Here is a 12,328-nt window from a genome sequence, read left to right as displayed (position 1 = left end):
TCACATGTCGCAAAAGCCAGAAATTGATTTCATTGAGGGCCCGGCCCCAACAACCCTCGTCATCACAGATCTCATCGTTGGTGACGGTGCGCAGGCTGTTCCAGGTGGCCGTGTAGAAGTTCACTATCTCGGCGTTGATTTTGACAATGGTGAGGAATTTGATTCGTCGTGGAATCGAGGTGAATCCATCACATTTCCGCTCAATGGTTTGATCGCAGGTTGGCAAGAAGGCATCCCAGGCATGAAAGTTGGTGGCCGTCGCCAACTCGTGATCCCTCCTGCACTTGCATATGGTGAATCAGGCGGTCACCGTCTGGCTGGTCGAACACTGGTTTTCATTATTGATCTTTTGAACGTCGGCTAATTCCCTTGGCTCGAATTGATCGCACTGAGCGACTGCTCAATGTGGTGTTCTGCCTCCTAGGCGCAGCTCGTCCTGTTTCACGGTCAGAAATTCGAAGGCTGGTAGCGGGATACGGTGCTGACGCGTCTGATGCAGCCTTTGAACGCATGTTCGAGCGGGATAAAGATGAGTTGCGGGGGATGGGAATCCCGGTCGAAACCGTTGTTGATGTCAACGGTGAGGTAGAGGGTTACCTCATACGCAGACAAAATGCGACATCGGATCTTGAATTCAATGCTGATGAACTTGCGCTACTTGCATTGGCAGCAGCGGTGAGTCAGGAAGCCATCCTTGAAGCTTCAGCAACAACTGCACTTCGAAAAATCGAAACCATTAGCGGCGATGCACCCGATCTTTTGAATCAAGTGAGCATGCGGTTAGGGGCTACAGATGCCGCTCTGCTGCCGCTCATGACCGCATTACGCGAACAATGTGTCGTGTCATTTGCGTATCAAGGGCGAAACGACGCCCAATCGGAAAAGCGAATTGTTGATCCCTGGGGAGTAATTGCCCATGACGGATCCTGGTATTTCGTAGGCCACGATCATGATCGCGGTGCGCGCCGCACTTTTCGAATTTCACGAATTCAGGGCACGGTTACCGTCACTGCAAGGCCCATAGAAACCGCTCGTCCTCGCGACCTGAATTTAGTAGATGTCGTTCGAGGTGAAACACCTGAAGTGCGCAGCACCGCACGTGTTGTCATTGCAGCTGGCCACGGCGCAGCATTGCGAATCGGTAACAATTGCGATGATTCACCCTTCGATGAAGTTGAACTTCTCGTGAGTGCGGTCACTGATGAGCTTTTGGTATCGCAGATCTGTGCTGCTGGTACAGGAGTACGGGTGATTGAGCCGATACACATTCGTAACCGTGTTATGCAAGTACTTCGTGAAATAGCAGATTTGCACGGTGCGATCTCATGAGCACATCTGGTCCTCGCTTGTCGCGCCTTATGACCATGGTCCCTTGGTTGATGACACACGATGGAGTGACGATTCAAGAGGCTGCCGATCACTTTGGAATTTCTACCGATCAATGCGAAAAAGATCTGTGGCTTCTAGTGGTCTGCGGATTACCTGGGCATATGCCTGACCAATTGGTGGATATTCAATTTTGGGACGATGGCCGTATTCATGTCATTGACCCGCAGACCCTCGATCGCCCGCTTCGACTTTCAGGCGATGAAGTGATGTCATTGTTGGTTGCTTTACGGCTGTTGGCTCAAGTGCCTGGCGCACATGATCGTGATGTGCTCTACGGGCTGATCCATCGACTCGAGCAGCATCTTGAGCACGGTGCGGTCGGCTCAGTACTGATTGACAGCGGAGTGCGAACCGATGTTTTACTCACCATCGAGCGAGCACTTGCATCAGAAGCAATGGTTGAGCTTGTTTATGCCAGTGGCACCGATGATGCGCTCACGGCTCGCAGTGTTCAACCCATAGGGGTACGAGTTGATTCCGGGTTTACCTATCTAGAGGCCTACTGTGTGCAAGCCGAAGGTGTGCGAACCTTTCGTCTCGATCGTATTGTTGAGGCAAAGGTAGGCGCGCCTGTCTCGTTACCGGATGAATTGATCAGCGCATCGCAATCATCAGCCAATGTTGCTGAGGTTGAGATTCGTGAGTCAGGGCGTTGGGTTCTAGATTTGGTGCAGGTTGATGCCGTCTCCCAGGGCCCAGATGGCAATTTCCATGGGGAAATCCAGTACCGCGACCCAGACTGGCTCGTTCGCATAGTGCTGTCTGCTGGGGGCTACCTGCAGGTGATTACTCCGCCACAGATTCGCGCTCAGGTGGCCGCTGCAGCTGCGGCCGCACTCTCCGCGTACTCTTAAGCCACGTTCAAGCGAAGGAAAGTTGGATATGAAAAGTTTCGGTGCACCCGAGATTCTGATCATCGTCCTGATCATTGCTCTGCTCTTCGGCGCAAAGCGGCTTCCAGACGCTGCTCGTGGAATCGGTCGGTCCTTGCGCATTTTCAAGGCGGAGACCAAGGGTCTAACTGACAGTGATCAAACTCCACAGGATGAGCCAGCCAAGAAGTCGACTGACGAGTAGTCGCACAGCATGGCAGGAACAGACCGTTCCGTGGCGATGCCACTGAATGCTCATTTACGGGAGTTACGTTCTCGATTACTCAAATCCGGTATCGCTTTAGCGTTGGGCATGGTCGTCGGTTGGGTGTATTACACGCCGATTTTCGACTGGATCAGCGCTCCCTTTAATGATGTTGTGACTCAAGCTCGTGCCGAGGGTCGGGAAATCACACTGGCATTGACCGGCGTTGCTGATCCATTTGTCTTGCAACTGCAGGTTGCGGCAGTTGCTGGCATCATTTTGAGTTCACCGATTTGGCTTTATCAACTGTGGCGCTTCATTACTCCTGGCTTACATAGACATGAACGTCGATGGGGTTTTGGATTCGTATTGGTGGCGACTCCGCTATTTGCCGCTGGCGTCTGGATGGCATATTCAGTACTCCCAGTGGGACTCAACCTATTGTTTGGATTCACGCCTAATGGCGTAGCCAATATCGTTTCAGTCGATCGCTATTTGTCGTTCTTTTTGCGCATGATTATGGTTTTCTCGATCGGATTCCTAGCGCCTCTTGTGCTTATTGCTCTCAATATGGCCGGAATTCTCACTGGTAAACGCTTATTGGGTTGGTGGCGGTGGATTATTTTTGTGGTGTTCATATTTGCCGCTGTAGCAACGCCGACAGGTGATCCAATCAATATGGCTTTGTTGGCGACTCCAATTTTGCTACTCGTAACTCTCGCAATCATCTTCTCCATGTTGAATGACAAGCGACGTGCTCGTAAACGGCGCCGTGAACCGGACTACTCAACTCTTAATGATGACGAAATGTCTCCTCTGACTCTGTCTGAAGATGAATAGTCCAGCAGAACGTTACGCGGCTTCGCGACAACGTGCCCAATCTCCATACGTACAAGCCTTTGCTGAAGGCTTTTCATTCGGTCTCGACGACTTTCAACTTCGCGCGTGTAGATCACTTGAGGCCGGTAAAAGCGTACTTGTCGCAGCTCCAACGGGATCAGGCAAAACGGTCGTAGGTGAATTCGCGGTGTTTCTGGCTTTGCAGGCTGGGCGCAAATGTTTTTTCACAACCCCCATCAAGGCACTCTCAAATCAGAAGTATCACGATCTTGTCGATCACTTTGGCACAGAAAATATAGGTTTACTTACAGGTGATACTTCAATTAATAGTGAGGCTCAAGTTGTTGTAATGACAACTGAGGTGCTTCGCAACATGTTGTATGCAGAGTCAAGTACCTTGCACGAGCTTTCATACGTTGTGATGGATGAGGTTCATTACCTTGCCGATCGATTCCGTGGTGCGGTTTGGGAAGAGGTGATGATTCACCTTCCAGAATCAGTGAGTATCGCTGCATTGTCCGCAACGGTGAGTAACGCTGAGGAATTCGGCGCGTGGCTTGCCACGGTGCGAGGCGAGACAGACATCATTGTTGAAGAGCATCGACCGGTTCCGCTTTGGCAGCATGTGATGGCTGGTCCAAAACTGTATGACCTATTTGTTGATGATGAACAGCAGGTGGTCAATCCTGAACTGGAGCGCTTAGCTCGAGATTCAACCCGTCGTCATCAACGTGATGATCGCAATTCGCGCCGCCGCAATCACCTCACTCCGTACCGTTCCGATGTAGTTCGCAAACTCGACGATGAAGGCCTTCTGCCTGCTATCTATTTTCTTTTTAGTCGCAACGGTTGCAATGATGCTGTTCAGCAAGTGTTGCACTCGGGATTGCGGCTCAATAGCAAACACGAACGAACGGAAGTGCGCCAATATGCACTTGAAGCTACGCGTCACTTACCTGACGAGGATCTGCTTGCGCTCGGATTCGATGATTGGATGGAAGGGTTGGAGCGAGGGATTGCTGCTCATCACGCAGGCCTGTTGCCCATCTTCAAAGAGGTTGTCGAATACCTGTTCCAACGCGGGCTTATCAAAGTGGTGTTCGCAACTGAAACTTTAGCGTTGGGCATCAATATGCCTGCCCGATCAGTCATTCTTGAAAAATTATCGAAATGGAATGGCGAATCACATGTCGATCTCACGCCGGGGGAGTACACCCAACTCACCGGTCGTGCTGGTCGACGCGGTATTGACATTGAAGGTCACGGAGTTGTGTTATGGCAAGAGGGCCTAGATCCAAGAGCGGTTGCTGGTCTTGCATCAACTCGAACATATCCTTTGAGATCTTCATTTACCCCTTCGTACAACATGGCAGTGAATTTGGTGGCCCGGCTTGGGCGGCATACAGCACGTGAAGTTCTCGAGACATCTTTTGCGCAATTCCAAGCTGACCGATCAGTGGTTGGACTAGCAACACAAATACGCAAGTTGGAAGAGGGGCTTGCCGGGTATCGCGACGCCATGGAATGCCACTTAGGCGATTTCATTGAGTACTCATCACTTCGGGAACAGATCTCACGTCGTGAGAAAGATGTCACGCGAACAGCTGCGGCGCAGCGTCGAGAAATCGCAACAGACACCTTGCGCGCACTTAAGCCCGGCGATGTCATCATCATTCCTGCCGGGAAAAGAGCTGGTCCGGCTGTGGTTCTCGATACTGGATTCGGCGGTGACAATTCTGATCCTCGACCTCTGGTGCTGACCAATGATCGACAAGTTAGGAGAATTTCCTCACTCGAAGTCAATGCCAATCTTGAAGTACTTGGCCGTTTACGGATACCTAAATCGTTTTCGGCTCGAAACCCTGCCGCCCGTCGCGATCTAGCGGCAGCGCTGCGTGAAGTGGTCGGTGATCGTGGATTGAATAAGCGCGGCAAGGAGCCACGCACTGAAGACGAAGTAGTCGTGGAACTACGCTCGCAAATGCGTCAGCATCCATGCCACGGCTGTAATGAACGCGAGCAGCATGCTCGCTGGGCAGAGCGCTATCACCGTGCTCAAAGAGAGATTCACGATTTAGAACAAAGGGTCGAAGGTCGGACCAACTCAATAGCGCGCCACTTCGATCGCGTGTGCGAAGTACTCACAGAGCTTGGTTATCTGACGAGTGCTGGCGATGATGCCAAAGTTACCGATGATGGTCAGCTATTGATGCGGCTATATACCGAGGCAGATCTGCTCACTGCTTTGTGTTTGCAGCAGGGAACATGGGAGTCCCTATCTGCTCCAGAGTTAGCTGCAGTGTGTTCCACTTTGCTTTTTGAATCTCGCAGCGGTGAAGGGGAGCCCCCGAAGGTTCCGCACGGTGCAATTCGTGATGCTCTCGATGTCATGCACGATATGTGGTTCGATATTCATGGAATTGAGGCGCGTCACAGGGTGGATGCGACCAAGGCGCTTGACGCCGGTTTCGTTTGGGCGATGTATCGCTGGTGCCAGGGCAATAGTTTGTACTCGGTACTTTCCCGCGAGGATTTCACTGCTGGGGATTTTGTCCGTTGGTCCAGGCAAGTAATCGATCTGCTGGGTCAGATTGCGCAGGCCGTGCCTATTGATAGTGAATTACGCACGACGGCCGCCGCAGCCGCTGATCTGGTCAATCGCGGCGTTATTGCTTCAGTATCCGAAGTTACGCTGACAACCACTGCGGAATAAATCGCTCTACGCCCCATTGCGATGCAATGGCACCTATTGCTTCCACATGTGTTTCCTGCGGTTGCATGACGGAGGCGATGTCTATTGGAATGGTGGTCACCGCAGTGGCCACTTGCTGCGCAAGGCGCAGTGCCTCCGTGTGTTCTCGCAATAATGCAGCAATCCGGGGTGTCAATGGTTTGACGGGATCATTCCCAGCCGCGGCAATAATGCCATCGAGATTTGTATGAGCTTGGATCAAGGCAGCTGCTGTTTTCTCACCGATTCCCGGAACACCAGGAATGCCATCGGATGGGTCTCCGCGCAAGATGGCAAAGTCGACATACACACGAGGATGGACGCCGTAGCGTTCAACAACAGCAGTCTCATTGAGTAGTGGCCATTTGGGCATACCCCCATTGACTGCCAAGAAGAGTTGAACATGGTTCGCGTCGTTAACAACCTGCACCAGATCCCGATCGCCGGATATGACGATCACGGGGCCTGGGACATGAGCAGCTAATGTCGCTGCGACATCATCTGCCTCAAATTCTGGCCAGCCCAGACGAGCAACACTGGAGGCGTCAAGCAACTGCGCCAACGCATCAATTTGCGCACTGAGCGCATCTGGCTCGTCTTCTACGTATTCACCACTGTCAGTGGTTTCGAGCACTCGGTGGGTCTTATAACTTGGTAAAAGATCCACTCGCCACTGTGGACGCCAGTCGTCATCCCAGCAAGCGATGATGGACCTTGGTGCAAACGTGGTGTGGAAAGCATCCAGCATGGTGAGAAATCCCCGTAAAGCCTGATGAGGCCTCCCGTCAGGTGCGGTCATTGAGGCAGGGAGCGCATAAAAGGATCGGTAGTACAGGGAGGCGGTGTCCAGCACCAGCACTGGTCCTTGATTCATATGGGAATCGTCTCAGAATGCTCGGATGAGAATCCCACGGGATGGCTTAGGTTGGTCTCATGGTTGAAGCATTCGGTACGGCTGATTTCCAGCACCGCATGGGCAAAGTTCGCCTTGCCGCACAAATGGCTGGGATTGATGGAGTGCTGATCACTCCTGGGGCCGATCTTCGATATCTCACGGGCTATGACGCCAAAGCACTCGAACGCCTGACCTGTCTGGTCATACCCACATCTGGTGATCCGGTGATCATTGTTCCCAATCTCGAGGTTCTGGCAGCCAAAGCCAGCCCGCTGGGTGACTTGGGCATGGACATCATCGGCTGTGGTGAAGGTGATGACCCATATCTACGCGTAGCAGATGTCATGCAAGGCGCTTCGACTGTCGCCGTGGACGACCACATGTGGGCCTCCAAGGTCTTGAGGCTGAAAACAGCTATGCCTGACACGCAGCAAATTCTTGCCGGTCAGCTCATTGATCCAATTCGAATGCGCAAAGACGCTCGTGAAATCTTGGCACTGCGAGGAGCGGGTTCGGCTATCGATCGCGTGCACGCGCAAGTTCCAGCACTGTTGCGGGCAGGTCGTACTGAGCGTGAGGTTGGACGAAATATCGCTGAACTTATTATTTCTGAAGGTCATGTCGCTGTCGATTTCGTAATCGTGGCGGCAGGAGCAAACGGTGCAAGTCCGCATCACGACGTGTCTGATTACGTGATTCAACCTGGTGACCCAGTCGTTGTCGATATCGGTGGAACGATGCCTGATGGTTATTGCAGTGATTGCACTCGCATGTATGCCGTAGGTAACCCGGGAAATGAGTACCTAGAGAAATTCGACATTCTCTTCGACGCCCAACAACGTTCACGCGATGCAGCACGCCCTGGAGTAAGTGCAGGAAGTGTTGATGCTGCGGCCCGTGATCATCTTGACGAGCATGGTTTAGGAGAGTTATTCATCCACCGCACGGGTCACGGCATTGGAATGCAGACCCATGAAGAGCCATATATTTATCAAGGTAGTGGATTTGTTTTGGAACCAGGTATGGCCTTCAGTATCGAGCCGGGTTTTTATGACGAAGGTCGCTTTGGCGCTCGTATCGAAGACATTGTTGTGTGTACTGACGATGGAATTGAGTCAATGAACCATCAACCGCACGAACTCATTGTGGTGGAGTAGAACTTTTCATGAAATGGCAATCACAAGATCGCATCCTGTACCGAAATGCAACAATTCACTCCACAGTCAGCCCATTCGCGACAGCAATGTTGGTTGATGGCGATCACATCGCTTGGCTCGGGGAAGAATCTGCAGTAGCGGCACATCATGACAGTGCCGATCGTGTTCTAGATATGGATGGGGCATTCATTGCTCCTGTATTCGTTGACTCACATTCATCTGCCTTGAATGTTCATGAGACTTCCGATGCGCGATCTCATGCAGCCGAGTTTGGCATTGGTGCTTTCCATGATTTTTCTTCCACTGATTGCAAAGCAGTTGAAGAACTGGTTTTGAGTGCGGCAGGGTCGCTTGTCTACTCATTCCGAAACCAATGGACGGGTTTCGAATCGGGATTAGTGGTTTCAGTTCATGAACTTCAAGCCCTGCCTGCTTTACTGCGACATGGGGTTCCGATTGCTGTGGATGGGCACGGATCAAGTAGTTCGTTTGTAGTGAGTGAACTCTTATCTGCAGCTCAAATGATTGGCTCAGCAGCGTTCAAGGCCGCAACCGTTCGCATTGAAGGCGTGGATACATTCTCAGAAGCAGAACTGATAGACCTTGAACAAATAGGCGTGACAATCATCGGCCATCCGGATGAAATGAAGACTGCTGCGTCTGCTGTTGCGGTCGGAGGATCGGTGACCTTTGGGTCATATAGCGACGAATTTGAAAATCCCTGGGCGGCTATTCGTGCCGCGGTTTTTGAATTTCCACATCATGAACGCATGACTGCTCGTGCGGCATTTAGCGCTGCCACCCGTGGTGGCTGGAGAGCAGTCGGCCGTGGTCACATTGGTGTTATTGCGCCGGGCGCACCAGCACATTTTGCTTTCTGGGATACAAGTGAGGTTGTTGTTCAGACCCCTGATGAGCGAGTCGCTGGATGGTCAACGGATCCACGTTCTGGAACACCTGGATTGCCTGACGTCAGCCCCGGGTTGCCACTACCTACCTGCCTGCGCACGGTGATTGCGGGAACTGTTGTTTTTGATCGCGGCTCGCTTGCGTCGTGATGCGTTACTGGCGGTGGTATTCATGCCTCTTTGGCAGCGTGCTGTTATGGATGTCCTTTCCACCCGTAAATGTGGGTTGGTTGGCGATTCCTGGAATTGCACTCTTGGTGTTGTCGATTCAAGGCAGCACGCTGAATCAAGCGTTCATTCTCGGATTCACTTTTGCGGCTGTATTTAATCTGCTCTTGCTTCATTGGCTAACGATCGTCGGTTTTGACGCTTGGGTCTTGTTGTCACTTGTCTGCGCATTGTGGTCCGGATTGATGGGCACAGGAATTGCACTCGTGTCACGGCATCGGCTGTGGCCTGCACTCATTCCCGGCATGTGGATTGCTCAAGAGTGGGTGCGCGGAACATGGCCATTTGGTGGGTTCCCGTGGGGCACTGTTGCCTTTTCGCAAGCAGATACATCAATTGGTCGTACCTCAACACTCGTCGGAATGTTGGGAACCTCGGGCTGGGTTGTTCTTTGCGCTTGCGTTCTTGTCGCTGTTGTACGCGCAATCAATAATCACGAGCCCAAATCTACGTTTATTACTGCGGGTTGGTTCATAGTCTTGGTTGCGATCCCAGCTCTGATACCCATTGCGCACGGTGGTGATTCCATCGGGGGAGTTGCGAGTACCCCCATTGGTCTTGTTCAAGGTGGCACCCCATCTACTGGAATGTCAGCATTTGATGTGCGACGCGCGGTTCTGGATAACCATGTACGGGAAACAATGACGCTTGCAACTGCAATCGCACAGAAGCAGAGCACGAAGCCCACATTCGTGCTGTGGCCAGAAAATTCTTCAGATCTAGATCCATATCGTGACGAGGCAGCGGCTGCGGCGATTGGTGTTGCAGTGCGCTCACTCAATGTTCCTGTATTAGTTGGAGCTGTCGTAAATAATCCGCAAGAGGCTTCGACCATTCTCAACGCAGGAATTTTGTGGGATCCAGTCAGTGGCCCTGGGCAGCAGTACAACAAGAAGCATCCTGTTCCTTTTGGTGAGTACATTCCTTTCCGTGATCTCCTCGCACCACTGATTAGTCGATTCGATCGAATCGGACGTGATTTCGCAGCAGGCACAGCAACAGGAATTTTTAGTATTGGTGGCGTCGACGCAGGAAACCTCATTTGCTTTGAAGTGGCCTACAACAGTGTGACTGGTGCGTTAGTTGATGAAGGCGCTCGAGTCATTACCGTGCAGACCAATAATGCAACGTACGCGGATACCGCTCAGCCAGAGCAGCAATTCATGATCGAACGTATGCGAGCGCTGGAAACCGGACGCAGTGTCGTGGTCGCAGCGACCACCGGGATTTCGGCCTTCATTCGACCTGATGGCAGCGTGCAAGCAATGATTGGTGAGGGATCGACGGGCAGCCTTGTTCGTGATGTCAGTCTTCGAGGACAGCGCAATCTGGGAAGTGTGGTGGCCCCCTATGTCACCTTGCTGTGGGCGGGTAGCGCCTTGTTCACCGGATTGTTTTTCGCAGTGCGAGCCATCCACGCTCGACGCGCTAGGCAACATAAGGTTGTGCAGTGACGTTTGAAGATCTAGGCCGAATTCTGGTCATCATTCCGACTTTTAACGAGTTGGAATCCTTGCCCGTAATCATTGGTCGTGTGCGCGCAAGTGTTCCAGAAGTAGACATTCTGATCGCGGATGATAATTCGCCTGATGGCACCGGAAAGCTGGCAGACGCATTCGCAGCAAGCGACTCGCACATCCAGGTCATGCATCGATTAGGCAAGGAAGGGCTTGGCGCGGCGTATCTTGCTGGCTTTGCCTGGGCTCTTCAGCAGGGGTACGACGTTGTTGTCGAAATGGATGCGGATGGTTCCCACCAACCAGAGCAATTGCCGTTACTTCTCGATGCGTTACGTAATGCAGATTTAGTTCTTGGATCTCGTTGGGTTGACGGCGGTGGAACAGTGAACTGGCCCAAGAGTCGCCAGTTCCTATCTAAAGGCGGAAGTTTGTATACCCGCGTCCTCTTGGGTATTCCATTGCGTGACGTCACTGGTGGGTACCGAGCCTTCCGGGCTGACACTCTGCGCAAACTTGATTTGCATGAGGTGGCGTCTCAGGGGTACTGCTTCCAGGTGGATCTGGCTTGGAGAGCAGCGCAACGCAATCTACGGGTGGTTGAAGTACCCATCACTTTTGTCGAACGCACTGCGGGCGCGAGCAAAATGAGCCAAAAGATTGTTGTTGAAGCGCTGTGGCGTGTAACAGTCTGGGGTTTCGATGATCGCGTTACTCGCATTCGCCGCAAGGCACATAAACGCAGAGCAGCAGAGCAACATCGGGAAAACTAACGTGAAAAGATTTCTTTTCGTTGGTTATCCACTCGTTGAATTGTTTACTGCCGTTGCTTTCATCATCTGGCTTGGTTTTGGATGGACCATTGTTATATACATCGCAGGGTTTCCGATTGGCTGGTTTCTGCTCAAGTCAGCAGGTCGTGCCAATGTCGAATTGGCAAATGAGCAACGCACGCCTACGAAATCGGTGACGTTTAGATTCATATCTGGCGTTCTCTTTGTTATCCCCGGATTTTGGAGCGATGTGTTGGGTGCGCTCTGTCTTGTGCCGTTTGTCCAAGGGCGGATAGCGGCACCATTTGCGTTCTTGACCACTCCAGTGGGTGGCGTGAACTGGCGCGTGAATACTTGGTCAGGGGGAGAAGTCGTTGAAGGGGTCGTCATTCACAATCCTGACGACCCCAACGACCAACGTTTCTTGGATTCCGCAGATTAAGCAGACTTCAACACCGGAACATCATGTGCATGCAATAGGGCGAGTCGCTCAGTCAGCAGATCCTCAAGTTCGGCAATCGATCGGCGCTCGAGCAACATGTCCCAGTGAGTGCGCACATAACGCTCTTCCTTGACGTCTGTGGAAGCCATATTGGCGAGCAGATTTGTCGCCTGTGCCTCGCGGCCACATCGACACCCCCATGTGTGTGGAATGTCTTCAGCTTCGGTGGAAAATGGCACGACGGTGGTGTGCCCTTTTGGGCACAGATACGTCAGCGACTGTCGGTCGGCTGGCACCACGTGGAGGTCATTCTCGTAGCTCAGGGCGCCAATCCGCGTCCCGCGCATTGAAATTTCGTTCATGTCCTGTGCTCCTTTACATCGGATTCCTGCTTTGGAGTCTTAGACGGTCTTGTGCACCATCTGGTTCCA

13 protein-coding genes are annotated in these 12,328 nt (G+C 52.3%); 11 read left to right on the top strand and 2 right to left on the bottom strand.

What is annotated here, in order from left to right; all coding sequences use genetic code 11:
• Nucleotides 1-4: 4 nt before the first annotated feature.
• Genes PHN51_00775 through PHN51_00750 form a run of 6 tightly spaced genes read left to right on the top strand, consistent with a single transcriptional unit; the run spans nt 5 to nt 6,019 of the window.
• A complete protein-coding gene (locus PHN51_00775; GenBank protein MDD2817311.1) occupies nt 5-364 on the top strand; it encodes an FKBP-type peptidyl-prolyl cis-trans isomerase in 360 nt (119 codons plus the stop codon).
• 5 nt (nt 365-369) lie between these two features.
• Nucleotides 370-1,329 (top strand): WYL domain-containing protein, encoded by a 960-nt coding sequence (locus PHN51_00770; protein ID MDD2817310.1) that lies wholly within the window; start codon nt 370-372, stop codon nt 1,327-1,329.
• A complete protein-coding gene (locus PHN51_00765; protein ID MDD2817309.1) occupies nt 1,326-2,243 on the top strand; it encodes a WYL domain-containing protein in 918 nt (305 codons plus the stop codon). The genes PHN51_00770 and PHN51_00765 overlap by 4 nt, the downstream gene beginning before the upstream one ends.
• A gap of 28 nt (nt 2,244-2,271) precedes the next feature.
• Nucleotides 2,272-2,466, top strand: coding sequence for a Sec-independent protein translocase subunit TatA (gene tatA, locus PHN51_00760; GenBank protein ID MDD2817308.1), 195 nt, complete (start codon nt 2,272-2,274; stop codon nt 2,464-2,466).
• A 9-nt stretch (nt 2,467-2,475) separates the two neighbouring features.
• Nucleotides 2,476-3,306 (top strand): twin-arginine translocase subunit TatC, encoded by an 831-nt coding sequence (gene tatC, locus PHN51_00755; GenBank protein ID MDD2817307.1) that lies wholly within the window; start codon nt 2,476-2,478, stop codon nt 3,304-3,306.
• Nucleotides 3,299-6,019: a DEAD/DEAH box helicase gene (locus PHN51_00750; GenBank protein MDD2817306.1), complete on the top strand. Its 2,721-nt coding sequence runs from the start codon at nt 3,299-3,301 to the stop codon at nt 6,017-6,019. Before tatC ends, PHN51_00750 begins: the two co-directional genes overlap by 8 nt.
• Here the strand turns inward: PHN51_00750 and PHN51_00745 are convergent.
• Nucleotides 5,994-6,911 carry a 5'-3' exonuclease gene (locus tag PHN51_00745; GenBank protein MDD2817305.1) on the bottom strand — a complete coding sequence of 306 codons (918 nt, stop codon included), beginning with the start codon at nt 6,909-6,911 and terminating at the stop codon, nt 5,994-5,996. The two genes, PHN51_00750 and PHN51_00745, sit on opposite strands and share 26 nt — an antisense overlap.
• 59 nt (nt 6,912-6,970) lie before the next feature.
• On the opposite strand from PHN51_00745, the gene PHN51_00740 reads away from it, so the two are divergent.
• Genes PHN51_00740 through PHN51_00720 form a run of 5 tightly spaced genes read left to right on the top strand, consistent with a single transcriptional unit; the run spans nt 6,971 to nt 11,897 of the window.
• Nucleotides 6,971-8,089 (top strand): Xaa-Pro peptidase family protein, encoded by a 1,119-nt coding sequence (locus PHN51_00740; protein ID MDD2817304.1) that lies wholly within the window; start codon nt 6,971-6,973, stop codon nt 8,087-8,089.
• An 8-nt stretch (nt 8,090-8,097) separates the two neighbouring features.
• On the top strand, nt 8,098-9,147 hold the full coding sequence (locus tag PHN51_00735) for an amidohydrolase family protein (GenBank protein MDD2817303.1): 1,050 nt from the start codon (nt 8,098-8,100) through the stop codon (nt 9,145-9,147).
• Nucleotides 9,147-10,679: an apolipoprotein N-acyltransferase gene (gene lnt, locus PHN51_00730; protein MDD2817302.1), complete on the top strand. Its 1,533-nt coding sequence runs from the start codon at nt 9,147-9,149 to the stop codon at nt 10,677-10,679. The genes PHN51_00735 and lnt overlap by 1 nt, the downstream gene beginning before the upstream one ends.
• A complete protein-coding gene (locus PHN51_00725) occupies nt 10,676-11,455 on the top strand; it encodes a polyprenol monophosphomannose synthase (GenBank protein MDD2817301.1) in 780 nt (259 codons plus the stop codon). The genes lnt and PHN51_00725 overlap by 4 nt, the downstream gene beginning before the upstream one ends.
• Nucleotide 11,456: 1 nt before the next feature.
• Nucleotides 11,457-11,897: an FxsA family protein gene (locus PHN51_00720; GenBank protein MDD2817300.1), complete on the top strand. Its 441-nt coding sequence runs from the start codon at nt 11,457-11,459 to the stop codon at nt 11,895-11,897.
• Here the strand turns inward: PHN51_00720 and PHN51_00715 are convergent.
• Nucleotides 11,894-12,259 carry an RNA polymerase-binding protein RbpA gene (locus PHN51_00715; protein ID MDD2817299.1) on the bottom strand — a complete coding sequence of 122 codons (366 nt, stop codon included), beginning with the start codon at nt 12,257-12,259 and terminating at the stop codon, nt 11,894-11,896. The genes PHN51_00720 and PHN51_00715 overlap by 4 nt on opposite strands.
• Nucleotides 12,260-12,328 lie beyond the last annotated feature (69 nt).

The organism is Candidatus Nanopelagicales bacterium (assembly GCA_028687755.1).
Lineage (GTDB): Bacteria > Actinomycetota > Actinomycetes > S36-B12 > S36-B12 > UBA11398.
This window is presented reverse-complemented; position numbering and strand designations above follow the sequence as displayed.

What these genes read in the sequence shown, in the direction of transcription:
- PHN51_00735 (MDD2817303.1), top strand. Translation starts at nt 8,098, where the DNA reads ATGAAATGGCAATCACAAGATCGCATCCTGTACCGAAATGCAACAATT.
- PHN51_00775 (MDD2817311.1), top strand. Translation starts at nt 5, where the DNA reads ATGTCGCAAAAGCCAGAAATTGATTTCATTGAGGGCCCGGCCCCAACA.
- tatC (MDD2817307.1), top strand. Translation starts at nt 2,476, where the DNA reads ATGGCAGGAACAGACCGTTCCGTGGCGATGCCACTGAATGCTCATTTA.
- PHN51_00715 (MDD2817299.1), bottom strand. Translation starts at nt 12,259, where the DNA reads ATGAACGAAATTTCAATGCGCGGGACGCGGATTGGCGCCCTGAGCTAC.
- tatA (MDD2817308.1), top strand. Translation starts at nt 2,272, where the DNA reads ATGAAAAGTTTCGGTGCACCCGAGATTCTGATCATCGTCCTGATCATT.
- PHN51_00765 (MDD2817309.1), top strand. Translation starts at nt 1,326, where the DNA reads ATGAGCACATCTGGTCCTCGCTTGTCGCGCCTTATGACCATGGTCCCT.
- lnt (MDD2817302.1), top strand. Translation starts at nt 9,147, where the DNA reads ATGCGTTACTGGCGGTGGTATTCATGCCTCTTTGGCAGCGTGCTGTTA.
- PHN51_00740 (MDD2817304.1), top strand. Translation starts at nt 6,971, where the DNA reads ATGGTTGAAGCATTCGGTACGGCTGATTTCCAGCACCGCATGGGCAAA.
- PHN51_00750 (MDD2817306.1), top strand. Translation starts at nt 3,299, where the DNA reads ATGAATAGTCCAGCAGAACGTTACGCGGCTTCGCGACAACGTGCCCAA.
- PHN51_00745 (MDD2817305.1), bottom strand. Translation starts at nt 6,911, where the DNA reads ATGAATCAAGGACCAGTGCTGGTGCTGGACACCGCCTCCCTGTACTAC.